Origin of the sequence: Actinomadura sp. NPDC000929, assembly GCF_040492065.1 — a bacterium.
Lineage (GTDB): Bacteria > Actinomycetota > Actinomycetes > Streptosporangiales > Streptosporangiaceae > Spirillospora > Spirillospora verrucosospora.
Genome location: NZ_JBEUPA010000089.1, coordinates 1 through 22,586, shown reverse-complemented (window position 1 = coordinate 22,586; position 22,586 = coordinate 1). Strand labels below are relative to the sequence as shown.

The 22,586-nt window shown below is 75.3% G+C and carries 22 protein-coding genes; 10 read left to right on the top strand and 12 right to left on the bottom strand.

Annotation, left to right across the window (positions count from 1 at the left end; genetic code table 11):
• Nucleotides 1-158: 158 nt before the first annotated feature.
• The 3 genes from ABWI04_RS26785 to ABWI04_RS26775 all read left to right on the top strand — a co-directional run bounded on the left by ABWI04_RS26785 (nt 159) and on the right by ABWI04_RS26775 (nt 2,924).
• Nucleotides 159-881, top strand: a complete 723-nt coding sequence (locus ABWI04_RS26785) for a hypothetical protein (protein WP_345172080.1) — start codon at nt 159-161, stop codon at nt 879-881.
• 278 nt (nt 882-1,159) lie between these two features.
• Nucleotides 1,160-1,936, top strand: a complete 777-nt coding sequence (locus ABWI04_RS26780; RefSeq protein ID WP_353834160.1) for a universal stress protein — start codon at nt 1,160-1,162, stop codon at nt 1,934-1,936.
• 121 nt (nt 1,937-2,057) lie between these two features.
• Nucleotides 2,058-2,924 (top strand): universal stress protein, encoded by an 867-nt coding sequence (locus ABWI04_RS26775; protein WP_345172084.1) that lies wholly within the window; start codon nt 2,058-2,060, stop codon nt 2,922-2,924.
• Nucleotides 2,925-2,999: 75 nt separating this feature from the next.
• Here the strand turns inward: ABWI04_RS26775 and ABWI04_RS26770 are convergent, their stop codons facing one another.
• From ABWI04_RS26770 to ABWI04_RS26755, 4 genes are all read right to left on the bottom strand, one after another.
• Nucleotides 3,000-4,451: an MFS transporter gene (locus tag ABWI04_RS26770; RefSeq protein WP_345172086.1), complete on the bottom strand. Its 1,452-nt coding sequence runs from the start codon at nt 4,449-4,451 to the stop codon at nt 3,000-3,002.
• A gap of 209 nt (nt 4,452-4,660) precedes the next feature.
• Nucleotides 4,661-5,023: an STAS domain-containing protein gene (locus tag ABWI04_RS26765; RefSeq protein WP_345172088.1), complete on the bottom strand. Its 363-nt coding sequence runs from the start codon at nt 5,021-5,023 to the stop codon at nt 4,661-4,663.
• Between the two features lie 129 nt (nt 5,024-5,152).
• On the bottom strand, nt 5,153-5,743 hold the full coding sequence (locus tag ABWI04_RS26760; RefSeq protein WP_353834159.1) for a flavodoxin domain-containing protein: 591 nt from the start codon (nt 5,741-5,743) through the stop codon (nt 5,153-5,155).
• Nucleotides 5,744-5,860: 117 nt separating this feature from the next.
• A complete protein-coding gene (locus ABWI04_RS26755) occupies nt 5,861-8,176 on the bottom strand; it encodes a heavy metal translocating P-type ATPase (protein WP_353834158.1) in 2,316 nt (771 codons plus the stop codon).
• A 229-nt stretch (nt 8,177-8,405) separates the two neighbouring features.
• Between ABWI04_RS26755 and ABWI04_RS26750 the strand changes: the two genes are divergently transcribed.
• Entirely contained in the window at nt 8,406-9,254 is an 849-nt protein-coding gene (locus ABWI04_RS26750) for a universal stress protein (RefSeq protein WP_345172095.1), read from the top strand.
• A 64-nt stretch (nt 9,255-9,318) separates the two neighbouring features.
• On the opposite strand, the gene ABWI04_RS26745 is transcribed toward ABWI04_RS26750, so the two are convergent.
• The 7 genes from ABWI04_RS26745 to ABWI04_RS26715 all read right to left on the bottom strand — a co-directional run bounded on the left by ABWI04_RS26745 (nt 9,319) and on the right by ABWI04_RS26715 (nt 15,557).
• On the bottom strand, nt 9,319-10,458 hold the full coding sequence (locus ABWI04_RS26745) for a site-2 protease family protein (RefSeq protein ID WP_353834157.1): 1,140 nt from the start codon (nt 10,456-10,458) through the stop codon (nt 9,319-9,321).
• 67 nt (nt 10,459-10,525) lie between these two features.
• Nucleotides 10,526-11,698 (bottom strand): 4Fe-4S dicluster domain-containing protein, encoded by a 1,173-nt coding sequence (locus tag ABWI04_RS26740; RefSeq protein WP_353834156.1) that lies wholly within the window; start codon nt 11,696-11,698, stop codon nt 10,526-10,528.
• Entirely contained in the window at nt 11,695-12,159 is a 465-nt protein-coding gene (locus ABWI04_RS26735) for a hydrogenase maturation protease (protein WP_353834155.1), read from the bottom strand. Before ABWI04_RS26735 ends, ABWI04_RS26740 begins: the two co-directional genes overlap by 4 nt.
• Nucleotides 12,156-13,451 carry a Ni/Fe hydrogenase subunit alpha gene (locus tag ABWI04_RS26730; protein WP_353834154.1) on the bottom strand — a complete coding sequence of 432 codons (1,296 nt, stop codon included), beginning with the start codon at nt 13,449-13,451 and terminating at the stop codon, nt 12,156-12,158. The genes ABWI04_RS26735 and ABWI04_RS26730 overlap by 4 nt, the downstream gene beginning before the upstream one ends.
• Nucleotides 13,435-14,223 carry an NADH-quinone oxidoreductase subunit B family protein gene (locus ABWI04_RS26725; protein WP_353834153.1) on the bottom strand — a complete coding sequence of 263 codons (789 nt, stop codon included), beginning with the start codon at nt 14,221-14,223 and terminating at the stop codon, nt 13,435-13,437. Before ABWI04_RS26725 ends, ABWI04_RS26730 begins: the two co-directional genes overlap by 17 nt.
• A gap of 3 nt (nt 14,224-14,226) precedes the next feature.
• Nucleotides 14,227-15,078: an FAD/NAD(P)-binding protein gene (locus tag ABWI04_RS26720; protein WP_345172108.1), complete on the bottom strand. Its 852-nt coding sequence runs from the start codon at nt 15,076-15,078 to the stop codon at nt 14,227-14,229.
• Nucleotides 15,075-15,557 carry a cyclic nucleotide-binding domain-containing protein gene (locus ABWI04_RS26715; RefSeq protein ID WP_345172110.1) on the bottom strand — a complete coding sequence of 161 codons (483 nt, stop codon included), beginning with the start codon at nt 15,555-15,557 and terminating at the stop codon, nt 15,075-15,077. The genes ABWI04_RS26720 and ABWI04_RS26715 overlap by 4 nt, the downstream gene beginning before the upstream one ends.
• Nucleotides 15,558-15,734: 177 nt before the next feature.
• Here ABWI04_RS26715 and ABWI04_RS26710 point away from each other — a divergent pair, with 177 nt between their 5' ends.
• Entirely contained in the window at nt 15,735-16,586 is an 852-nt protein-coding gene (locus tag ABWI04_RS26710) for a universal stress protein (protein WP_353834152.1), read from the top strand.
• A 21-nt stretch (nt 16,587-16,607) separates the two neighbouring features.
• On the opposite strand, the gene ABWI04_RS26705 is transcribed toward ABWI04_RS26710, so the two are convergent.
• Nucleotides 16,608-17,960 (bottom strand): nicotinate phosphoribosyltransferase, encoded by a 1,353-nt coding sequence (locus tag ABWI04_RS26705; RefSeq protein ID WP_353834151.1) that lies wholly within the window; start codon nt 17,958-17,960, stop codon nt 16,608-16,610.
• Nucleotides 17,961-18,169: 209 nt separating this feature from the next.
• On the opposite strand from ABWI04_RS26705, the gene ABWI04_RS26700 reads away from it, so the two are divergent.
• The 5 genes from ABWI04_RS26700 to ABWI04_RS26680 all read left to right on the top strand — a co-directional run.
• Nucleotides 18,170-18,421, top strand: coding sequence for a DUF1876 domain-containing protein (locus tag ABWI04_RS26700; RefSeq protein WP_345172115.1), 252 nt, complete (start codon nt 18,170-18,172; stop codon nt 18,419-18,421).
• 40 nt (nt 18,422-18,461) lie between these two features.
• Nucleotides 18,462-20,237 carry an acetate--CoA ligase gene (acsA, locus tag ABWI04_RS26695; RefSeq protein WP_353834150.1) on the top strand — a complete coding sequence of 592 codons (1,776 nt, stop codon included), beginning with the start codon at nt 18,462-18,464 and terminating at the stop codon, nt 20,235-20,237.
• Nucleotides 20,234-21,268, top strand: a complete 1,035-nt coding sequence (gene pdhA / locus ABWI04_RS26690; RefSeq protein WP_353834149.1) for a pyruvate dehydrogenase (acetyl-transferring) E1 component subunit alpha — start codon at nt 20,234-20,236, stop codon at nt 21,266-21,268. Before acsA ends, pdhA begins: the two co-directional genes overlap by 4 nt.
• The gene (locus tag ABWI04_RS26685; RefSeq protein WP_345172121.1) at nt 21,265-22,290 is read left to right on the top strand and encodes an alpha-ketoacid dehydrogenase subunit beta; all 1,026 of its coding nucleotides are present in this window, start codon (nt 21,265-21,267) and stop codon (nt 22,288-22,290) included. Before pdhA ends, ABWI04_RS26685 begins: the two co-directional genes overlap by 4 nt.
• The coding region (locus ABWI04_RS26680; protein ID WP_353834148.1) for a biotin/lipoyl-containing protein at nt 22,283-22,586 on the top strand (304 nt) is incomplete at its 3' end. The genes ABWI04_RS26685 and ABWI04_RS26680, both read left to right, overlap by 8 nt.

Below are 22,586 nucleotides of genomic sequence, written 5' to 3'. Positions count from 1 at the left end.
CCGCGGCCCGAAGGTCCCTTTCTCCGGTCCGGCGACGGCGCGCCGCCAGGTCAGAAGGGACGAACGTCCCCGGCCGGCGTGGCGAAGGCCTCTGCCGGACCGGACCGCCGCCCGCCAGCGTGGAACCCGAGCGGTCATCGACTGGGGGAGGACTCGCCATGAGCAAGAGGGTTCGCGGTCTCGCGCTCGCCTGCGGCGCGGCAGCCGCCTACGCGGCCGCGGTCCGTCCCGCGCTGCTGTCCTGGGGGGCCACCGACACGGAGGCGGAGACCTCGTATCCGAGCGACGAGCTGATCGAGAACGCGACGAGCCAGTCCACCATGGCGGTGTCGCTGCCCGCGCCGCCGGAGGCGGTCTGGCCGTGGCTGGTGCAGATGGGATACGGGCGGGGCGGCTGGTACAGCTGGGACCTGCTCGACAACAGGGGGCGGCCGAGCACGGACCGCATCGTTCCGGAATGGCAGGATCTGGCGGCGGGCGACCGCGTGCCCACGGTCCCCGGCGGGACGACCTACTTCCGCGTCGAGGTCCTCGATCCGGGCAGGACCCTGGTGCTGCGGAGCGACATCGAGCTGCCGTCCGGAAGGTCGTTCGACCCGCGCGGACCGAAGCCGCGGGCGTACGCGGACGGGCTCTGGGCCTTCCACCTCCACCGCCTGCCCGACGGGTGCACGCGCCTGATCGTGCGGACGCGCGGACACGGGGTGCCGTCGGTCCCGGACCGCCTGTTCACCTGGCTCCTCGGGGAGCCGGCGCACTTCATCATGCAGCACAGGCAGTTCCGCGAGCTCCGCCGGCGCGTCGCCCGGCGCGGGTTCGCCGGTCTGGAGGACGCGGAGGCCGCCCGGCCCCGCCGAGGGGACCTTCGGCTCCTCCGCTGACCAGCCCGCCGGAGCACATACTCCCGTCCCAGGCCCGAGGCGAACGAAGGACTTTCGTCCCTGTACCGGGCGCCGGCGGCGAGATGGAATGAAACCGGGCGAGAGAAGTCGAGCGGAAAGGGACGGAGAAGTGGGAGACCACGCACCGTCCATCTCGAAACGCTGCCTAAGCGGCGGAGGGCTTCTCCCGCCCCCTTCACGTTCCGCGGACGCCGTCTCCCGGCCACCGGCCGGGAACGCCTTTTGCGGATCCATCCGGACGGGGACGGGGGTTCGCGATGTCCGACGGAAGCGGTGCGCGCGAGGTGGTCGTCGGATTCGACGGGTCGGTGTACGCCATGCAGGCGCTGGACTGGGCGCTGGACGAGGCGGAGCTGCGCGGATCTCCGCTGGTGCTGTGCCACGCGTGGCACTGGCCCTACCAGGGGGTCGCCCCCGAACTGGAGGAGGCGGGCCGGCGGTCGCTGCACGAGGCGGCGCAGCACGTGCTGGCCCACGGCGTCGAGTGCGCCCGGCAGCGCACGGCCGGGGTCGCGGTCAGGCCGGTGTCGGAGGAGGGGTCGGCGGCGGAGCGGCTCACGGAGCTGTCGGCCGGCGCCGAGCTCCTGGTGCTCGGGTCCCGCGGGCTCGGGCGGCTCGCGCGCGTGCCCGTCGGCTCGGTCGCCGCCCACGTCGCCGTGCACGCGCGATGCCCGGTCATCGTGGTCAGGGGCGTGGGCGCGCTGCCCCGCCCCGGAAGCCCGGCGCCGGTCGTGGCCGTGGTGGACGGTTCGCCCGCGGCGCGGAGCGCGCTCGCGTTCGCCGCGCGTGAGGCGGAGCTGCGGCAGCTTCCCGTGAAGACCGTCTCCTCGGGCGCCGAGGGGGAGGGGGCGCCGGGGGCGGGCCTCGGGCACCCCGAGAACCCGCTCGCCCCTCCGCCCGAAGCGCTGCGGGAGGCCGCGCAGGAGGCGCGCCTCCTGGTGGTCGGGGCCGCGCATCCCGCGTTCGGCTCGGTCGCGCAGTGGCTGCTGTACAACGCGATCTGCCCGATCGCCGTGGTGCCGCTCGCCCGGTGACGCGGGTGGCGGACGAGGGCCGAAGGTCCCTGATCCTGCGGACCGTCGCCCCTCCTGCGCGGGGCCACGGCGGGCGAGTCTGGACTCGACCCGGCAGGAACCCCCGAAGGAGAGTTCGCACATGAACGACGAGCCGATCACCGGAGTGGTCGTTGGCTACGACGGCTCCACGGGCGGTGTGCAGGCCCTGGAGTGGGCCGCCGCCGAGGCCCGCATCCGGGGCCTGCCCCTGACCGTGCTCCACGTGTGGGACGTCTACGTCGGGGGCGGCCCGATCGCCATGCCGGTCGTCGACCTGCGCGCCGTGGCGGAGGAGAACCTCGGCAACGGGGTCGAGCACGTCCGGAAGGTGGCGCCGGGGCTGAGCGTGCGGGGCGTGCTGGCGCGGGGGCAGGCGGCGGCGCGGCTGATCGAGGCCGGGCACGGCGCGGACATGCTCGTCCTCGGCCCGCGGGGGCTCGGCGGGTTCGTCGGGCTGGTGCTCGGTTCCGTCGGCGCGCAGGTGGCCGCGCACGCCCCCTGCCCGGTCGTGATCGTCCGGGGCGACCTCGTCCCGCCGCCGGAGCAGGTGCACGGGCACGTCGTCGTCGGCGTGGACGGGTCGCCGGCGTCGCGCGAGGCGCTGGCGCTGGGCTTCGCCGAGGCCGCCGCGCACGGCTGGGACGTGCGCGCGGTCGTCGCCTGGGAGGCGGTGCCGGAGAAGGAGGTGCCCCCGCTGGTGGACGAGGCGGGGATGCGGGACGCCGCCGCGGCCAGGATGGCCCGGCTGATGATCCCGTCGCGCGAGCTCCACCCCGACGTGAAGGTCCAGATCGACATCGTGACCGGGGCGCCGCGCGAGGTGCTGCTGGCCGCCGCGGAGGAGGCGCGCCTGCTGGTCGTCGGCTCGCGGGGCCTCGGAGGCTTCCGCGGCCTGCTGCTCGGCTCGGTCAGCCACGCCCTGCTGCACCACGCGCCCTGCCCGGTCGCGGTCGTGCACGCGGCCTGAGCAGGGCGGGCGGCCGGTCCGCCGCCCGGACGGGCTTCCGCGGGACCGCCGGCTGCGGTCCCGCGGAGGTGCCGGTCAGCGCCCCGGGGCTTTCTCGTGCTCCGGCGCGGGCGCGGGCGCGCCCTCGGGCCGCGGGGTGCGCAGGGTGACGGCGGCCAGCGCCGCGCCGGCGAGCGCGACCAGTGCCGCGCCGGCGAACGCCGCCGAGAAGCCGTCGGTGAGCGCGGGCAGGTCGCCGATCCGGTCGGCGCCGAAGGAGGCGGCGATGGCGGTCATCGCGGCCAGGCCCAGAGCCGAACCGACCTGGTAGCTGGTGTTGACGATGCCGGACGCCAGGCCGCCCTCCTCCGGACGGGCGGCCGAAAGCGCGGTGCCCAGGGAGGGGATGAAGGCCAGGGACATGCCCAGGGCGGCCACCAGCGAGGCGGGCAGGACGTCCACCCAGTAGTTCCCGTCCGGGCGGATGAGCGCCAGCCAGCCCATGCCGGCGGCCAGCACCAGCAGCCCGGTGACGACGGAGCCCTTGGAACCGAGGCGCCCGATGGCCCGCGGCGCCAGGACGATCATCCCGAGCATGATCAGTGCCGTCATCGGGACCAGCGCGGCCCCCGCGGGGAAGGCGCTGTAGCCGAGGACCCGCTGCAGGTAGAGGTTCAGGAAGAACCACATCGGGATCCACGCGCCGCCGAGCAGGAGCTGGGCGAGGTTCGCGGCGCCCAGGTTCGGCGCCCGGAAGATCGACAGCGGCATCAGCGGGGTGCGGCGGGACGCCTGGACGGCCAGGAACGCGCCGAGCAGGACGAGCCCGCCGGCCAGCACGGCCCAGGTCGCCGCCGCGTCCCAGCCGACCTCGGGGGCGCGGACGACGGCGAAGACGACGGCGCCGAGCCCGGCGGTCACGGTGAGCGCGCCGACCACGTCCACCGAGCCGCGGGCGCTCCCGCCGCCCCCGGGCATCAGCGCCGGCGCGGCGGCCAGCGCCAGCACGGCGATGGGGATGTTGATGTAGAAGACCCACGGCCAGGCCGCGTACTCGGTGATGACGCCTCCGAGGAACACCCCGGCGGTGCCCCCGGCGGGAGCCGCGGCGCCGTAGAGCGACAGCGCCTTGGTCAGCTCGCGGGGTTCGGAGCCGAACAGCATCATCAGCAGGGTGAGCGCGGCGGGCGCGATGAGCGCGGCGCCGACGCCCTGCAGCGCGCGGCCGGTCAGCTCGACGGCGACGGTGCCGGCGGCCCCGGCCACCGCGGAGCCGCCGAGCAGGACGACCCAGCCCGCCGAGAACAGCCTGCGGGCCCCGAGCAGGTCCGACAGCCGGCCGCCGAGCAGGAGCAGGCCGCCGAAGGCGACGACGTAGGCGTTGAACACCCAGGACAGGTTCTCCTGGGAGAAGCCCAGGTCGTCCTGGATGCGGGGAAGCGCCACCCCGATGATCGAGGTGTCCATGATCACCATGAACTGGGCGGTCGCGATGAGCGCCAGCGCCCACCACCGGCGGGTGGCGGGGGGTGCGGAACGAGCGGACATGTCTCCTCCTCATTACCCCTAGGGGGTATCCTTGCGGGTCCGGCTTACCCTAGGGGGGTATCTCCGAAACCACAAGCTCAGGAAGAAGACAGGTGATGTGAGGTGCTGCACTCTCGACTGGTCGATGAGTGCCTAATACGGGGTACGGGTACCCGTCGCGGTCGGGGCGGGGTGCTCTGGCCCGTCGGGAGACCCCGCGCGGGGACGCTTCAGCGGACGGCCGTGCGGACCGGCGTGAACCGGCGGTCGAGGCCGGTGAGCCGCAGGATCTTCGCCATCTGCGGGCGGGGCGCGGTCAGGGTGACGGCCCCGCCGCGGCTGCGCGCGAGATCGTCGGCGGCGACGAGCGCCGCGAGGCCCCGCGCGTCGCAGAAGGTCAGGCCGGAGACGTCCACCACGACGTCCGGTCCCCGTTCGCCGATCAGCCTCGCCAGCTCGATGCCGAACGCGGCGGACGAGGCGATGTCCAGTTCGCCGCGGGCCGTCACGCGCGCCGCTCCGTCGCCGTCGCCGTCGTCGATCGACGTGACGAGCTCCCCGAACGCCTCGAAGCTGATCTCCTGCGTGCCCATGGCTTCCCCCTAGGCCTTTCCCTGATGCCCCAAGACTCCTTCCCCGGGCGGCCCCGCCGCCAGGGACCTAGGTCCTCGCGTCGTCCTGCCGAAGTCCGTCCGGCCTTCTGCCCGTCGAGCTCCGCGGCCTCACCGGGGGCTGAGCGGACGGGCGGGCCGGCCGTCCGCGACGGGTGAGGGGTGACCGGCGCGCGGACGCGGGCGGAGCCGCCCGGAGAGCGCCGGCCTCGCCGTGATCGTCGACGCCCAGGTGTCGATCCAGGACCAGTCGCGGTAGTCGCCGTACCGGCATCCCAGCGCCCGGAAGAGCAGATGCCCGACCAGGGACGTGTGCTCGCGGAGGAAGACACCCGAGAACAGGCGGTGGTCGACGGCGTCGACCCTCGTCCGCAGGTCGTCCCGCAGGAGGCCCTCCTCCTTGGCGCCGAAGTGCTGCCACGGTCCGCGCAGGGCGGCCGGCATCCCGACGCTGAAGAGCCACACCGGCCGGCGGGCGAGGGCGTCCCCTTCGCGCGCGAGGAAGTCGAGCGCCTCGGGAAGCCAGGCGCGGTCGTGGATCGCGCTTCCGAGCACGAACGCCTCGTAGGCTCCGGCGTCCTCCACCTCGGCCATGGGGCGGACGTCCGCCCGGAGCCCGCGCTCGGCCAGCACCGCGCCGGTCCGCTCGGCGATGCTCCGCGTGGAGCCGTTGGCGCTCGCGTACGCCACCAAGATTGTCAATTTCCTCACCTCCGGCGGTGTCTGCCTCAAGCCTCGTCTCCGGCGGCGCCCGCCCCCAGGGGCGAACGTCCCGGGTGTGCGGGGCCGAACGGGGAGGGGCGGCAGGTGATCGGCCGGTCAGGGGCCGGCCTGGTCGTGGACGTCGGCGAGGACGAAGTAGTTCTCCTCCTCCTGGGCGAAGTGCAGGCGGAGGACGGCGTAGAGCTCCTGCACGGTCCGGCGCAGGTCGTCCGCGGGCTCCGGCGCCGCCGGCGCGGTGCGCAGTTCCGCCGTCAGCGCGCCGATCCGGCGCGCCAGCTCGGCGATCTCGGCGTGCCCGCGGCTCATGGCCCCGGTGGGGTCGGAACCGCCGAGGGCGCGCGCGACCGCCGGGTAGAGCAGCCGCTCGTCCTTGCGCTCGTGGACCTCCAGGTCCGCCAGGAACTCCGAGAGCGCGTCCAGGGCGGCGTCCCGGCGCCGTCCGGCGGGACCGGCCGCCGCGCCCGCCAGCGCGGGAAGGCGCTCGATCCGCGGCCACAGCGCGCGGTGCTCCTCGTCCAGCCGCCGGACGAGTTCGGCCTCGTCGCCGCGCAGACGCGGCGCCCGGTCGCGGCCCGGACCGAGCACGCGCAGGGCGGACAGGATCGCCGCCACGTCGATGCCCTCCTGGAGCAGCGCCCCCGCCGCCGGGGTCAGGAACCCCAGCGCCGCGACGACCATCGCGGCCAGCGCGAGCCCCATCCCGGCGAGCACGCTCTGGCGCGCGACCGACCGGGTGCGCCGCGCGATCGCGAGCGTCTCGGCCAGCCGCTCCAGGCGGTCCACGGTGATGACCACGTCGGCCGCCTCGGACGAGGCCGTGGCGCCGCGGGCGCCGAGCGCGACGCCGACGCCCGCGGTGGCCAGCGCGGGGGCGTCGTTGACTCCGTCGCCGACCATCACGGTCGGCGCGCGGGCGCTCTCGTCCCGGGCGACCTCGACCTTCCCGGCCGGCGACAGGCCGGCGTGCACGGCGTCGGCCCCCACCAGCCGGCCGATCGGACCGGCGACGTCCGCGCGGTCGCCGGTCACCATCACCGCCCGGCCGATCCCCGCCCGGCGCAGCAGCCGGAACGTGCGCGCCGCGTCGGGCCGCACGCGGTCGCGCAGCAGCAGGACGGCCGCGAGCCGGCCGTCCACGCCGACGAACACGGTGATCGCGCCGCGCGCGGCGGCCCGGCCGCGGACCCGCTCCAGCCACGCCGGGTCGGCCCGCCCGGCCCAGCTCGCCTTGCCGACGCTCACCCGGTGGCCTTCGACGGTTCCCCGCACCCCCTGCCCGGCGCGCTCGGCGACGTCCTCCGGAGCGGCGAGGCGCATCCCGCGCTCGCGGGCGCCGCGGACGATCGCCGAGGCCAGCACGTGCGGGGACACCTGGTCCAGGGAGGCCGCGAGGAACAGGGGGTCCTCGCCGCGGGCCGGATCGGCGGGGATGATCTCGGTGAGCGCGGGACGGCCCGTGGTGACGGTGCCGGTCTTGTCGAACAGCAGCACCCGCGCCCCCGCGAGCCGCTCCAGCGTGCCGCCGCCCTTCACGACCACGCCCCGCCGCGCGCATCTCGACAGGCCGGAGACGAAGGCGATGGGCGCCGCGAGGATCAGGGGGCAGGGAGTGGCCACGACCAGCACCGCCACCGCCCGGACGGGGTCGGCGGCGGCGATCCACGCCGCGCCGGCCAGCAGCAGCGTGGCGGGGATGAAGAGGGCCGAGTACCGGTCGGCCATCCGGATGAACGGCGCGTTCCCGGCCGCGGCCTCCTCGGCCAGCCGGACGATCCCGGCGTAGGTGCTGGACCGGGCGTCGTTGGTCGCGCGCAGCTCGAACGGGTCCCCGGCGTTGACCGTGCCGCCGCGCACCGCGTCTCCCGCGGGGCGCTCCACCGGCAGCGGCTCCCCGGTGAGCGTCGACTCGTCCAGCACCGCCGTCCCGCGCTCCACCAGCCCGTCCACCGGCACGGTCTCCCCGGCGCGGACCAGCAGCAGCTCGCCCGGCCGCACCTCGGAGACGTCGACGGTGTCGAGGCCGGTGCCGGTCCGGCGGTGCGCCACCCGGGGCGCGAGCGACAGCAGCGCCCCGAGGTCGCGGCGGGCGCGCCGCCCCGCCCGCTCCTCCAGCAGCCGGCCCCCGGTGAGCATCACGGCGATCACGGCGCCGGCGAAGGGCTCGCCGACCGCGATCGTCCCGGCCAGCGCCAGGACGGCGATCACATCGCTGCCGAACCTGCGGTGCAGGAGCCCCTCCACGACCCACCACACGGCGGGGCAGAGCGCGACCGCCGTGGCCAGCAGCCAGGCCAGGTCCGCGGCGCCGGAGCCCACCGACCAGCGGAGCGCGGCGCCCGCCGCCAGCCCGCCGCCGGTCAGCGCGAAGAGCGTCTCGTGAGCGTTGCGCGTGAACGCGCCCTTGACCGACATCCCACCTCGCCGCCTGTGTGAGTCCGTGCCGTCCACGCTTGCAGGCCGCGACCGGGGGCCGCAGGGGCGGTCGGCTCGTCACCGGCGGGACGAGGGGGTGCCTGAGATGGGGACCTTAGTCCCTAGGGGCGCGCGTGACCTGCGATGGAGCGTGGAAAGGAGCGGCCGCGCCGCTCTGCGCGGGGTCGCGCCGAAGGAAGCGACAGCCGCTGAGCCGGGAGGAGAACCGATGTCCGAGCCGATCGTCGTCGGGACCGATGGTTCCGACGAGGCGGCGGGCGCCCTCGACTGGGCCGCCGCCGAAGCCGCCTCGCGTGAGCGCCCCCTGCACATCGTCCACGCCGTGGAGAGCTGGCCCTACAAGACGCCGCTGTTCGCGCCGCCCGACACCGCCGAGCGCATGACCCGCGCGGGGCGCACGCTCCTGGCGGCCGCGCGCGAGCGGATCCGGGAGCGGTGGCCGGACCTGGAGATCACCACAGAGCTGGTGGCCGAGGAGGCGTGGCAGGCCCTGCGGGCGCAGTCGGAGAAGGCGTTCGAGCTGGTGGTGGCCAGCCGCGGCCGGGGCGGCTTCTCCAGCCTGATGCTGGGGTCCACCAGCCTGCGCCTGGCCGGCCACTCCGCGGTGCCGGTCGTGATCGTTCGCGGGGGCGGGGCCGACCGCGGCGAGGTCGTGGTGGGGATCGACCTGGCCCGGCAGATGGATCCGGTCCTCGACTACGCCTTCGAGGCGGCCGCGCTCCACGGCGCCCGCCTCCGCGTCGTCCACGCGTGGCAGACGTTCGCGACGCTGATCGAGGCCGGCTACGCCGTCGACGCCGACCAGATCGAGGACGATCTGCGCAAGGAGGTCGCCGCGGCCTACCAGCCCGTGCGGCGCACGCATCCGGGGGTCGACGTCACCGACGAGATCGTCCTGGAGCATCCGGTGACCGCGCTGGCCAACGCGTCGGGGAGCGCCCGCCTGCTGGTGGTCGGCGCCCACGACCGGCGCTGGAGCGCTCCCCAGCTCGGGTCGACCTGCCACGGGGTCATCCACCACGCGCAGTGCCCCGTCGCCGTCGTTCCCGCCCACTGACCCCAGCGCCGGTCCCGCCGGCGGCTCCCGCCGCCGGCGGGACCGGCGCTTCCGGGCTCGGGGCTCAGGCGGGGGCGGGGCTGCCGCGGCTGAGCCGGGTCCGGCGCATCATCCGCTGGAGGTCGTCGGTGGTGACGATCCCGAGCAGGTGGTGGTCGGCGGCGACGACCGCGACGAGGCTGCCCGCCACGGGGGCCATCTGGAGCAGGACGTCCGCCGGCCGCTCCGGGTCGATGATCCGGTCGGCGCCGAGCGGCACGCTCAGATCGCCCAGGGTGACGCCGGACTCCCGCTCCGGGACGCGGGACAGCCGGTCCACCGTGACGGCGCCGACGGGGTCCCCGGCCACGCTCACGACCGGGAACACCGTCTGGTGCGACCGCACCGCCACGTCCTGGACGAACGCGGCCGCGGGCTGCCACGCCCAGCCGTGGTCGGGGTCGCGCGTCATGACGTCGGCGACCCGCAGGTCCTTCGCGGCCTCGCGCAGGTCGGTGAAGCGCGCCTCGGCCCGCGCCGAGCCGGCGATGAACCAGCCGACCACGGCCAGCCACAGCCCGTTGAACCAGCTCCACAGCAGCAGCGTCAGCAGACCTGCGCCGATCATGACCTGGCCGAGCACCATCCCGGCGCGCTGGGCGCTGCGGGTCGCGGCGGCCCGGTCCCCGCTCCGGCCCCACAGCAGCGCGCGCAGGATGCGCCCGCCGTCCAGCGGCGCGCCGGGGAGCAGGTTGAACACCGCGATCAGGAGGTTGGTCGCCGCCAGCCAGCTCAGCGAGGCGGTGACGATGACGGGGGCGCCGAGCGCGTGCCCGGCCGCCCAGGCCCCGGCGAACGCCGCCCCGGCCACCGCGCTGGTCAGCGGGCCGACCCCGGCGATCTGGAGATCGTCGCGGGCGGTGCCGGGTTCGCCGTCCAGTTCCGCGAGGCCGCCGAGCGCCCACAGCGTGATCGAGCCGACCCGCACGCCGCGGCGGCGGGCGACCAGCGCGTGCGCGAACTCGTGCGCGGCCAGCGAGCCCATGAACAGCACCGCGGCCACCACGGCCGCCGTCCAGCGCACGCCGGAGGACGCGCCCGGGTCGGCGGTGGGCAGCACCGAGCGCGCGAGGATCTCGGCGATCACCAGCATGATCACCAGAACCGACCAGTGCATCCCGACCGGGATCCCGCGGAAGGTGCCGAATCTGAACGTCTGCTTCATCGCGAGCCTCCTACCGATGCCACCAGGCTCGCGCGGGGCCGGCTGGGCGGTCAGAGGCGAATTGCTCCTATTTTTGGGTCTTTGGGCCTCCCGGGCCCTCCCCGGCGGCCTCGGTGCGCAGGGCCGCGACCTCCACGGTCAGGTCGATGCCGACCGGGCACCAGACGATGCACCGGCCGCAGCCCACGCAGCCGGAGGAGCCGAACTGGTCGTGCCAGGTCCCGAGCTTGTGGGTCAGCCACTGGCGGTAGCGGCTCTTGGCGGACGCCCGGACGTCGCCCCCGTGCAGATGGGTGAAGTCCGGGTCGAAGCAGGAGTCCCAGAGCTGCCAGCGCTCGGCGTGGTCGCCGGTCAGGTCGGTGGTGTCGGCGACCCTCGTGCAGAAGCAGGTCGGGCACACCATCGTGCAGTTTCCGCAGCTCAGGCAGCGTTCGGCCACCTCGTCCCAGCGGTCGGCCTCCAGGGTCCCGGCCAGGAGCTCGCGCAGCCCCGCGGCGGGCATCTCCCGGCCCATCCGGCCGGCGGCCGCCGACACCTCGGCGCGGGCGCGGTCGACGTCGGAGGCCTCGGCGGGGGCGCAGTCCAGGCCGTCGATCAGGGCGGCGCCCGCCTCGGTCGCGACGTCGACGACGTAGCGGAGGCCGCCCTCGCCGACCAGTTCGGTGAGCGCGAGGTCGTAGCCGGGGCCCGCCTGAGGGCCGGTGCCCATGGAGGCGCAGAAGCACGTCCCGCCGGGCTCTGTGCAGTTGACGGCGATGACGAAGTTGTCGTGCCGCCGCGCCTCGTAGGAGGGGTCGACGTGGCGGCCGCCCATGAGGACGCGGTCCTGGATCGCCATCGCGCGCAGGTCGCAGGGCCGGACGCCGAGCAGCGCGAGCCGGGCCGGTTCGGGCGCGTGCTCCCGGACCTCGAACCCGTCCTCCGTCCGGTCCGCCTCCCAGAGCTTGACCTTCGACCGGTGCAGGAACGGCTTCCAGGACTGCGGTCCGGCCGCGTGCGCGAAGGCCGCGCCGTCCTCCCGCCGCCGCAGCCGGTAGGCGCCGGCGCTGAGCGTGACGCCCCAGCCGTGGGGCAGGCGGTCGGCCGAGTCGAGTTCGGCGAGGACGATCGCGTCGTCGCGCACGGTCGGGCCGATGACGGTGTAGCCCGCGCGCCGCAGCGCCTCGCAGAGCGGGCGGAGGCTCCTCAGCTCCAGCGCCGCGGGGCCGCCGGGCTTCGACGTGCTCGTCGGAGCGGTCATCCGTTCTTCCTTCCTGCGTGGTCGTCCATCGTGAGCGCGTCCGCCAGGCGGTCGGCGACCGCGCCGACCGCGGCGGCGACGCTCGGGGTCAGGCCCTGGCCGAACCCGAAGTCGGCGCCCTCGATCGCGAGGACGCGGAGACGGGCGGGCATCTGGCCCACGGCCCGCCCGAGCGCGACGGCGTCGCCGAGGCCGAGGGCGTGGTCGGTCACCGGCCGCGCGACGAGCGCCGCGGTCTCGGCGTCCAGTTCGCGGACCCTGCCGGGTGTGGGCGGATGAGCGCGCACGGCGTCCACGACGATCGCGAGGTCGGCGCCCGCCCACAGGGCGACGAGCCTCGCGGGCTCGCCGTCGGTGACGGCGAGCCCGGCCTCGACGCGGCCGCGGAGCGCCGCGACCACGGCGGGTCCGGCGCCGTCGTCGCGGCGGAAGTCGTTGCCGACGCCGATCACGAGGGTCACGACCGCTCCACGGTCAGGTCGAGGAAGTGGGTGGAGCAGGAGATGCATGGGTCGTAGTTGCGGATCGCCTGCTCGCAGCGGCGGGTCAGGGCCTCGTCGTCGAGGTGGAGGCGGGCCGCGACGAAGCGGCGCAGGTCGTCCTCGATGGCGGCCTGGTTCTGAGACGTCGGCGGGACGATGCGGGCGGCCCTGATGAGCCCGTCCGGGCCCAGGTCGTAGCGGTGGTAGAGCAGGCCGCGCGGAGCCTCGGTGACGCCGTGGCCGGTCCCCTCGCGCGGGGGCACCGGCACCGCCGGGCGGGACGGCGGCTCGTAGCCGGCGATGAGCCGCAGGGCCTCGTCCACGGCGTAGACGACCTCGACGGCCCGGACCAGGATGCTGCGGAACGGGTTGCGGCACTCCGGGCCGAGCCCGGCCCGGTCGGCGGCCTCCAGGGCGAGCGGGGACAGCCGGTCGCGGTTGAGGGAGTAGCGGGCCAGGGGACCGGTCAGGTAGCGGCCGCCGTCGGCGAAGCGGGCGTGCAGCGCGGTCGAGTGCGGGACCTGCTCCTCGACGACGTTGCGCTCGAACTCGGCGGCGGGGAAGGAGCGCCCCGTGCCGCCGCGGACGGTGCCGCGCTCCAGCGGGTAGCGATCGGCCGTCAGCGCGAGGAACTCGTGACCGTGGTCGAAGTCGGGGAACTCGAAGCCCGCCGCCCATTCCACGGTGGCCAGGGCGTCGTCGCGCGCCCGCCGCAGCGTCTCCGCGAGTGGTGCCAGCTCGGTGGGCGCGGGGGTCCGGTAGAACCCGCCGACGCGGACGTTCACCGGGTGGATCGCGCGGCCGCCGAGGAACTCCATGAGCGCGTTCCCCGCCTTCTTCAACCGCAGCCCCCGCTCCACGGCGGCGCGGTGGTCGCGGGCCAGTTCGACCGCGCCGGGATAGCCGAGGAAGTCCGGTGCGTGCAGCAGGTAGATGTGCAGGGTGTGGCTCTCGATCCACTCACCGCAGTAGAGCAGGCGCCGCAGCTCGCCGATGGCCGGGTCCACGGTCACGCCGCAGGCGGCCTCGACGGCCTGGCAGGCGCTCATCTGGTAGGCGACCGGGCAGATCCCGCAGATCCGGGCGGTGATGTCGGGCGGCTCGGTGTGGGCGCGGCCGCGCAGGAAGGCCTCGAAGAAGCGCGGCGGCTCGTAGATTTCGAGCCGCACCTCCTCGACGTCCGGGCCGCGCACGCGGACGTACAGGGCGCCCTCGCCCTCGACCCGCGCGAGGGCGCCGACGGCGAGCGTCCTCTCATTGCGGTGCGTCATCGCCGCCTCCCCCGGCCGGGGCCTCCTCGCGGAAGGCGGTGACGTTGAAGGTGGACAGCACGCGGTCCGCCTCGTCCTCGGACATGTCGAGCCAGGGCAGCAGCCCGCGCGTGTTGGGCCGCCCCCCGCTCCACGCGGGGGCGGGGCCGAAGCAGCCGTAGCAGCCCCGCCCGTACGCCGGGCAGATCGCGCCGCAGCCCGTCTGGGTGATCGGGCCGAGGCACGGGGTGCCGCGGGCGACCATCACGCAGACGTTTCCGCGGATCTTGCACTCGAAGCAGACGCTGTGGGACGGCACGTCGGGTTTGCGGCCGGCGAGGTGCGCCGCGAGCACCTCCAGGAGCTGGCGGCGGTCGATCGGGCATCCCCGCAGCTCGAAGTCCACGGGGACGTGCGCGGCGATGGGCGTGGACCGCGCCAGCGTGGCGACGTACTCGGGCCGCGCGTAGACGAGCGAGGCGAACTCCTCCACGTCGGCGAAGTCGCGCAGCGCCTGGATCCCCCCGGCGGTCGCGCACGCGCCGATCGTGACCAGCTTCCGCGAGACCGCCCGCACGTGCCGGACGCGGTCCAGGTCCGCGGGCGTGGTGATCGACCCTTCCACCAGCGACACGTCGTAGGGGCCCTCCCCGGCGGCGCTCGACGCCTCCAGGAAGTGCGCGATCTCGATCTCGCCCGTAAGCGCGAGCAGCTCGTCCTCGCAGTCCAGGAGGGTGAGCTGGCAGCCGTCGCAGGAGGCGAACTTCCACACGGCCAGCGTCGGTCGTCCCATGGGCTACAGCTCCCTGACGGTCATCAGCGCGGCGGCGCGCGGGTAGGGCACGACCGGCCCGTCCCGGCAGACCAGCAGCGGGCCGAGCTGGCAGTGCCCGCACCAGCCGACCCCGCACCGCATGCTGCGCTCCAGGGAGAGCCGGACGTTCCCGGCGGGCACCCCCAGCCCGGTGAGCGCCCGCGCGGTGAGGCGCATCATGATCTCCGGTCCGCAGACGAAGGCGGCGGTCCGGGCCGGGTCGACGTCCGCGGCGCCCGCCAGGGCCGTGACCAGGCCGACCTGGCCGCTCCAGCCGGGGGCCGGCCGGTCCACCGTGACCTCGACCTGGGCGCCGCGCGCCCGCCAGGCGTCCAGTTCCCCGCCGAACAGCAGGTCGCCGGGGGTGCGGGCGCCGATCAGGACGGCGATGCGGCCGAAGGCGTCCCGGTCGGCCAGGGCCCGCAGCACCACCGGCCGCAGCGGGGCCAGGCCTATGCCGCCCGCCGCCACGACCAGGTCGTGGCCGCGGGCCTCGTCCAGCCCCCAGCCGGCCCCGAACGGGCCCCGCAGCCCGAGGACCTCGCCGGGCCGCGCCGCGCACACGGCCTGGGTCACGGCGCCGACGGCGCGGACCGTCTGCTCCAGCGCCCGCGAGGACTCGGAACCCATGCCCGGCCCGACGCGGCTGACGGAGATCGGCGCCTCGCCCACGCCGAACGCGTACATCATCGTGAACTGGCCCGGCGCCGGCTCGGCGAGCGCCGCCGCGACGGGCTCCAGCCTGAGCGTCACCGTGTCGGCGGTCTCCGCGCGCCGGGCCGTCACGCGGTAGGGGACGGGAGCCATGGGGCCGTCCGCGCCGGCCGGGCTCACGCCCGCTGCTCCGGGTGCGCGTACAGGTCCAGGACGCGGACCCGGGTGGCTTCGAGGCGGTCCAGCAGCACGGCGGCGAACCGGAGGGTCAGGTCGTAGCCGAGCCGCAGGTCCGCGGCGCACAGCTCCCGGACCTCGGCCCCGTCGAACCGGAGGCTCCGCACCGGCTCGGTGGAGACGGCGCCGAACCTCCACACGTGCGGAGGGAACATCCAGGACCAGCCCAGCACCGAGGAGGCCGGGAGCGTCTCCACCACCACCGCGCCCCGTCCGGGGACCTGGAGGTCGAGGGCGACCGTCCCGGAACGCAGGAGCCAGAAGTGCTCGGCGGCCCAGCCCTCCTCGAAGAAGCGATGCCCGGACGGGACGTCCGCGGCCCGGGCCGTGGCGGCCAGGGCGGCGTGGTGCCGTTCGGGCATGCCGGAGAAGAACCGCTCCCGCGCCAGCGTTTCGGGCGTGACGCCTTTCCGTGCCTCCACCTGCCGTGACCTGCCCTGGTGACGGGATGCGCATACCGTGGGAACGGTCAAGATCAGGCGCGGACCGGCGGCGCCGAAGGTCCCCGGCGCGGCGGACCTTGGTCCCTGTCCCGAGCCGGGCACGTCCGCGAAGGCTGGAGGGAGGCCGGGAGAGGGCGTGTGATCGTCGGAGGAGCCATGTCCGCACCGATCGTCGTGGGGACCGACGGGTCCGCCGCCGCGGCCCGCGCCGTCGACTGGGCGGCGGGCGAGGCGGCGCTGCGGCACCGGCCCCTGCACATCGTCCACGCGGCGCAGATCTGGCCGTACCAGGTCCGCCGGTTCGAGCTGCCGGTCCCGTCCGAGCGCTCCTCGCCGGCCGGGCACGCCGTGCTGCTGGAGGCCGAGGGCCGCGTCCTGGAGCGCAGGCCGGAGCTGCGGGTGACGACCGCCCTGGCCGTCAACGCGACGCCGGACGCGCTGCGCGAGGAGGCGGAGAAGGCGTTCGAGCTGGTGCTCGGGCACCGCGGGCACGGCGGCTTCGCCGGGCTCCGGCTCGGCTCGGTCGCCCTGCGCATGGCGGGGCGGACCGCCGTCCCGCTGGTGATCGTGCGCGGCGGCGTCGGCGGCGGCGGTGAGGTCGTCGTCGGGCACGACCTCGCCGAGGAGCCGGGAGAGGCGCTCAGGTACGCCTTCGACGCGGCCGCCGTCCGCGGGGCGCGGCTGCGCGTCGTGCACGCGTGGCAGCTTTCCGTGGACATGGCCGAGGCCGGATACGCCCTCGACGAGGAGCGCCTCAACGACGAGCGGCGGGCGCGGGTCATCGAGGCCTACGCCCCCCTCCACGAGAGGTATCCGCTGGTCGACGTGGTCAACGACGTCCTGGTCGGGCACCCGGTGTCCGAGATGACCAGGGTGTCGCGCTCGGCGGATCTGGTCGTCGTCGGCGCGCACCCCCACCGCTGGGGCCTGTTCCGGCTCGGCTCCGTCGGCCACGGGGTGATCCACCACGCCGAGTGCCCGGTGGCCGTCGTCGGCGGGCCCCGGTAGGGCGCCGGCCCGATCCGGCGGTCACCGTCCTTGGAGAGGACCGTCGCCGGCGGCCCGATGCCCTGCGGCGAGTTCCTCGTAGAGCCGGTCCCGAACCCGCCGGAGGCGCGTGCTCAGCCGGACGGGACGGGTCTCGGGGGCGCGGAGCCGCGTGATCCGGTCGGGCAGGGCGGCGATCTCGGCGGCGCACCTCGCGCGCACGGCTTCGAGCGGCTCGGGGCCCGCGAGGCGGCGTCCCGCCTCCATGACGGGGACGAGCAGCGGCTCCATGCCGTCCGGAGCGGGCTCGTCGCGGAGCGCGACCACGTCGCCGTCCGGGCCCCGGTAGACCTGCTTGGCGCACGGGGCGGTGATCTTGCCGGTGGACAGCTTCATCACGGGGCGGTCCTCGTAGGCGACGAGCTTGTAGGCGCTGTCGAGGTAGGGGGCGTCCGCGGACACGCCCATCCTCGTCCCCACCCCGTACACGTCGATCGGCGCGCCGGCCGCGGCCAGGTCCGCGATCCGGTACTCGTCCAGCCCGCCGCTGGCCACGATCCGCGTGCCGGTCATGCCGGCCTCGTCCAGCATCGAGCGGGCCCTGACCGCCAGGTCGCCGAGGTCGCCGGAGTCGAGCCGGATCCCCGCCAGGGAGGGCAGCCCCGCCCGGCGGGCCGTGCGGATGGCAGCGGCGACCCCGCCGAGCGTGTCGTAGGTGTCGACCAGGAGCGTGGTGCGCTCGGGGAAGTCGGCGGCGAAGGCCGCGAACGCCTCGCCCTCGCCGGGGAAGGCCTCGATGTAGGAGTGGGCCATCGTGCCGGTCGCCGGGACGCCGTACCGCCGGGACCCCTCGACGTTGCTGGTGCCGGCGAAACCGGCGAGGTAGGAGGCCCGCGCGACGGCCATCGCCGCGTCCACCCCCTGCGTGCGGCGGAAGGAGAAGTCGATGACCCGCGCGCCGGCGGCCGCGCGCACGCAGCGGGCGGCCTTCGTGGCCACCGTTGTCTGGAACGTGATGTGGTTGAGCAGCACGGTCTCCACCAGCTGGGCCTCCGCGATCGGCGCGGTGACCTCCAGGAGGGGTTCGCCCGGGTAGACGACGCGCCCTTCGGGGACCGCCCGGACCTCTCCGGTGAACCGGAGGCGCTCGAACGCGCGGAGCGAGGCGTCGTCCAGCCCCTGCTCCACCGCCAGGTAGTCGAGGTCCTCCTGGGAGAAGCGGTAGTCCTCGACGAACGACAGGCAGTCCTCCAGCCCGGCGGCGATCAGGAAGCCGCGGTCGCGGGGCAGTTTCCGGACGAAGAGGCTGAACGTCGCGGGCCCGGCCATGCCGCGGCGCAGGTAGCTCGCCGCCATCGTCACCTCGTACAGGTCGGTCAGCAGTCCGCCGCTCATGGGGTCCGTCCTCGCGCCCGTCGATCCGCCGCTGTTCGGGGCGAGCCTTCCCCGCGCCAGAGCGGCCGCGCGCCTCCATCGGTCCCGCGGACCGGGGCCGAAGGTCCCTCCGGACGGTCTGATCAGCGGATTCGGGACTTCCGCCCCTAGGGCCGCTCCGGCCGCCTTCCGACGATGGAGGGTGAACGGCCGAGCGAAGGAGGTTCGTCATGAAGGCCAAGGAGTGGAGCGTCGAGCTCTACATCACCGAGGAGGGCATGGACACCGTCGCGCACGCGGTCCTGTTCAGCGGCGGCGAGAAGAGGACCACCGGGCGCGGGCACGCGCGCCGCAACCCGGCGGACCGCGAGGTTCCGGAGATCGGCGACGAGCTCGCCGTGAGCCGGGCGCTCGCCGATCTGGCCGGCCGCCTCCACGGCGTCGCGGACAGGGACATCGCCCAGCTCGCGGGACGCGCGTGAACGCCGGGGGATCGCGGTCTTCTTCGACGAGGTGAGCCGCATGGGCTGGGAACCCATCACCAAGGCCGGGCGCCCGGGCCTCCCGCCGAACCTGGACGACTACGGGAAGGTCTACGACCGCTTCCGCTGGGACGAGGCGCGCGCCGCGATGGACGGCCTTCCGGGCGGCCGGGGCCTCAACATCGCCCACGAGGCGGTCGACCGGCACGCCGACGGGCCGCTCGCCGACCGCGTGGCGCTGCGCTGCCTGGACCGGCACGACCAGACCACCGAACTCACCTACGCGCGGCTGCGGGAGGAGACCTCCCGGTTCGCCAACGTGCTGCGCGCGCTCGGAGTCCGCAAGGGGGAGCGGGTCTTCTCCCTGCTGGGACGCGTTCCGGAGCTCTACGTCGCGGCGCTGGGGACGCTGAAGAACACCAGCGTCCTCGCGCCGCTGTTCCCCGCGTTCGGGCCGGAGCCGATCCGCGACCGGCTCCGGCTCGGCGACGGGAAGGTGCTGGTCACCAGCCCCGAGCTGTACGCGAGGAAGATCGCGCAGATCCGGGGGGAGCTCCCGGGGCTGAGGCACGTGCTGGTCGTCGGCGGGTCGGACGCGCCGCCCGGAACGGTCTCGTACCGGGAGGCCATGGACGGCGCCGACCCGTTCTTCGAGATCCCACCGACCGGCCCCGAGGACATGGCGCTGCTGCACTTCACCAGCGGCACCACCGGGACACCCAAGGGCGCGGTCCACGTCCACGAGGCGGTCGTGGCGCATCACGCGACCGCCGCGTACGCGCTGGACCTCCGGCGCGGGGACGTGTTCTGGTGCACGGCCGACCCCGGCTGGGTCACCGGCACCTCCTACGGGATCATCGCCCCGCTCACCCACGGCGCGACGCTGCTGGTGGACGCCGCGGAGTTCGACGTGCGGCGCTGGTACTGGATCCTGGAGGAGCAGCGGGTCTCGGTCTGGTACACGGCGCCGACCGCGCTGCGGATGCTGATGCGGTACGGGACCGGGCCGGCGCGCGACCGTGACCTGTCCGCCCTGCGGTTCGTCGCCAGCGTGGGGGAGCCGCTCAATCCCGAGGCCGTCGTGTGGGGCGTGACGGCGTTCGGCCTCCCCGTCCACGACAACTGGTGGCAGACCGAGACCGGCGCGATCATGATCGGCAACTACGCGTCCATGGACATCAGGCCCGGCTCGATGGGGCGTCCGGTGCCCGGCGTGGAGGTCGCCCTGCTGGAGCGCGGCCCGGACGGGCGCGCACGGGTGTCGGCCGACGGGCGGGTGGCGGCGGCGCCCGGCCCGCAGGCCGAGGGCGAGCTCGCGCTCCGGCCCGGATGGCCGTCGATGTTCCGGGGCTACCTGCACGACGAGGCGCGCTACGCCGAGGCGTTCGCCGGAGGGTGGTACCTCACCGGGGACATCGCCCGCCGGGACGCCGACGGCTACTACTGGTTCGTCGCGCGCGCCGACGACGTGATCAAGTCGGCCGGGCACCTCATCGGGCCGTTCGAGGTCGAGAGCGCGCTGATGGAGCACGAGGCCGTCGCCGAGGCGGGGGTCATCGGCCGGCCGGACCCGGTCGCGGGGGAGGTGGTCAAGGCGTTCGTGACCCTGCGCCCGGGCCACGAGGCGAACGAGGAGACGCGCCGCGAGCTGGTCGCGTTCGGCCGCCGGCGGCTGGCCTCGCTGGCGCCCAAGGAGATCGCGTTCGACCCGCACCTCCCGCACACCCGCAGCGGCAAGGTGATGCGCCGCCTGCTGAAGGCGCGCGAGCTCGGCCTGCCCGAAGGGGACCTGTCGACACTGGAGCAGAGCCCATGACCAGGAAGAAGACGGCGGAGACCGGCCCCGGCCCCGCGGCCGGCCGGAGCGATGCCGCGCCGCAGGACGAGGAGCGCCGGGCCCTGCTGCGGGAGATGCTGCGCATCCGGCGCTTCGAGGAGCGCTGCGTCGAGCTGTACAGCGCGGCCGAGATCCGCGGTTTCATGCACCTGTACATCGGCGAGGAGGCCGTGGCCGCCGGGGTGATGCCCGCGCTCGGGCCGCGGGACGCCGTCGTCACGACCTACCGCGAGCACGGGCACGCCCTCGCGCGCGGCATCCCGGCCGAGGCGGTCATGGCGGAGATGTTCGGCCGGACCACCGGCTGCAGCCGCGGCCGCGGCGGCTCGATGCACCTGTTCGACGCGGCGACCCGGTTCTACGGCGGCAACGCCATCGTGGCCGGCGGGCTGCCGCTCGCGGTCGGGCTGGCGCTCGCCGACCGGATGCGCGGCGCCGACCAGGTCACGGCGTGCTTCCTCGGGGACGGGGCGGCCGCCGAGGGCGAGTTCCACGAGTGCCTGAACCTGGCCGCGCTCTGGCGGCTGCCGGTCCTGTTCGTCTGCGAGAACAACCGGTACGCGATGGGCACCGCGCTCGCCCGCGAGCACGCCCAGACCGACCTGGCCCTGCGCGCCTCGTCCTACGGCCTGGTCTCGTGGGCCGTGGACGGCATGGACGTGCTCGCCGTCTCGGCGGCCGCGCGGCGGGCGGCCGAGTCGGTGCGCTGGGGCGGCGGCCCCCACTTCCTGGAGATGCGCACCTACCGGTACCGGGCCCACTCGATGTACGACCCGGACCGGTACCGCGCCAGGACCGAGATCGAGGAGTGGCGGCGCCACGACCCGATCGACGCCCTCGCCGCCCGGCTGCGCGCCGACGGCGTCCTCGGCGACGAGGACCTCACCGCGATGGAGAAGGAGATCGCCGCCGAGATCGACGGCGCCGTGGAGGCGGCGAGGGACGCGCCGCTGGAGCCGGTCGCCGACCTGACCCGCTTCGTCTACTCCGAGAGGGCGGTGCGGCCATGACCACCACCCGGACGGCCTCCGCCGCCCACGCGTCCGCCGAAGGCCCCGTCACCTATCGCGAGGCCGTGCGGGAGGCTCTGCGCGAGGCGCTGGCGAGAGACGAGCGCGTGTTCCTGATGGGCGAGGACGTCGGGCGCTACGGCGGCTGCTTCGCCGTCAGCCTCGGCCTGCTGGAGGACTTCGGCCCCGAGCGGATCCGCGACACGCCCCTGTCGGAGTCGGCGTTCGTCGGGGCGGGCATCGGCGCGGCCCTCGCCGGGATGCGCCCCGTCGTGGAGATCATGACGGTCAACTTCAGCCTGCTCGCGCTCGACCAGATCCTCAACAACGCCGCGACGCTGTCCCACATGTCCGGCGGGCAGTTCGGCGTCCCCCTGGTGATCCGGATGACGACCGGGGCGGGCCGGCAGCTGGCCGCCCAGCACTCGCACAGCCTCGAAGGCTGGTACACCCACATCCCCGGCCTGCGGATCGTCGCCCCCGCGACCCTGGAGGACGCCCGCGGCATGCTGTGGACCGCCCTGCGGGACCCCGACCCCGTCCTGATCTTCGAGCACGGGTCCCTGTACACCGTGTCCGGCGAGCTGCCGCCGGACGCCGGGGCGGTGGACATCGACCGCGCCGCGGTGCGCCGGTCCGGCTCGGACGTCAGCCTGATCACCTATGGCGGGACCCTGCGCACGGCCCTGGAGGCCGCCGGGCGGCTCGCCTCCGAGGGCGTCGAGGCCGACGTCGTCGACCTGCGGTCGCTGCGCCCGCTGGACGACGCCACGATCATGGACTCGGTCCGCCGCACCCACCGCGCCGTGATCGTGGACGAGGCGTGGCGGTCGGGCAGCCTCTCCGCGGAGATCAGCGCCCGCATCACCGAGCAGGTGTTCTACGAGCTCGACGCGCCGGTCGCCCGCGTGTGCGGCGCCGAGATCCCGATCCCCTACCCCCGGCACCTGGAGGAGGCGGCGCTGCCCCAGCCGGACGACGTCGTCTCCGCCGCGCGGCGGGCGGTGAGCGGCGATGCCTGACTTCACGATGCCCTCGCTCGGCGCCGACATGGACCGCGGCACCCTCACCGAATGGCTGGTCGAGCCCGGGGACCGGGTCCGCAGGGGCGACACCGTCGCCGTCGTCGAAACCGACAAGGCCGACATCGAGGTCGAGTGCTTCGACGACGGCGTGGTCGACGCGCTCCTCGTCCAGCCCGGGACCAGCGTCCCGGTCGGGGCCCCACTCGCCCGCCTGACCTCGCCGGAGGCCGCGCCGGAGCCGTCCCGCCCCGCGGCGCCCGAGCCGGAGTCGTCCGCCCCCGCGGGGCCCCCGG

Coding starts and splice junctions, on each gene's coding strand:
- ABWI04_RS26705 (WP_353834151.1), bottom strand. CDS start 17,960: ATGAGCGGCGGACTGCTGACCGACCTGTACGAGGTGACGATGGCGGCG.
- ABWI04_RS26750 (WP_345172095.1), top strand. CDS start 8,406: ATGTCCGAGCCGATCGTCGTCGGGACCGATGGTTCCGACGAGGCGGCG.
- ABWI04_RS26780 (WP_353834160.1), top strand. CDS start 1,160: ATGTCCGACGGAAGCGGTGCGCGCGAGGTGGTCGTCGGATTCGACGGG.
- ABWI04_RS26685 (WP_345172121.1), top strand. CDS start 21,265: ATGACCACCACCCGGACGGCCTCCGCCGCCCACGCGTCCGCCGAAGGC.
- ABWI04_RS26740 (WP_353834156.1), bottom strand. CDS start 11,698: ATGACCGCTCCGACGAGCACGTCGAAGCCCGGCGGCCCCGCGGCGCTG.
- pdhA (WP_353834149.1), top strand. CDS start 20,234: ATGACCAGGAAGAAGACGGCGGAGACCGGCCCCGGCCCCGCGGCCGGC.
- ABWI04_RS26700 (WP_345172115.1), top strand. CDS start 18,170: ATGAAGGCCAAGGAGTGGAGCGTCGAGCTCTACATCACCGAGGAGGGC.
- ABWI04_RS26765 (WP_345172088.1), bottom strand. CDS start 5,023: ATGGGCACGCAGGAGATCAGCTTCGAGGCGTTCGGGGAGCTCGTCACG.
- ABWI04_RS26745 (WP_353834157.1), bottom strand. CDS start 10,458: ATGAAGCAGACGTTCAGATTCGGCACCTTCCGCGGGATCCCGGTCGGG.
- ABWI04_RS26710 (WP_353834152.1), top strand. CDS start 15,735: ATGTCCGCACCGATCGTCGTGGGGACCGACGGGTCCGCCGCCGCGGCC.
- acsA (WP_353834150.1), top strand. CDS start 18,462: ATGGGCTGGGAACCCATCACCAAGGCCGGGCGCCCGGGCCTCCCGCCG.
- ABWI04_RS26770 (WP_345172086.1), bottom strand. CDS start 4,451: ATGTCCGCTCGTTCCGCACCCCCCGCCACCCGCCGGTGGTGGGCGCTG.
- ABWI04_RS26755 (WP_353834158.1), bottom strand. CDS start 8,176: ATGTCGGTCAAGGGCGCGTTCACGCGCAACGCTCACGAGACGCTCTTC.
- ABWI04_RS26785 (WP_345172080.1), top strand. CDS start 159: ATGAGCAAGAGGGTTCGCGGTCTCGCGCTCGCCTGCGGCGCGGCAGCC.
- ABWI04_RS26730 (WP_353834154.1), bottom strand. CDS start 13,451: ATGACGCACCGCAATGAGAGGACGCTCGCCGTCGGCGCCCTCGCGCGG.
- ABWI04_RS26775 (WP_345172084.1), top strand. CDS start 2,058: ATGAACGACGAGCCGATCACCGGAGTGGTCGTTGGCTACGACGGCTCC.
- ABWI04_RS26725 (WP_353834153.1), bottom strand. CDS start 14,223: ATGGGACGACCGACGCTGGCCGTGTGGAAGTTCGCCTCCTGCGACGGC.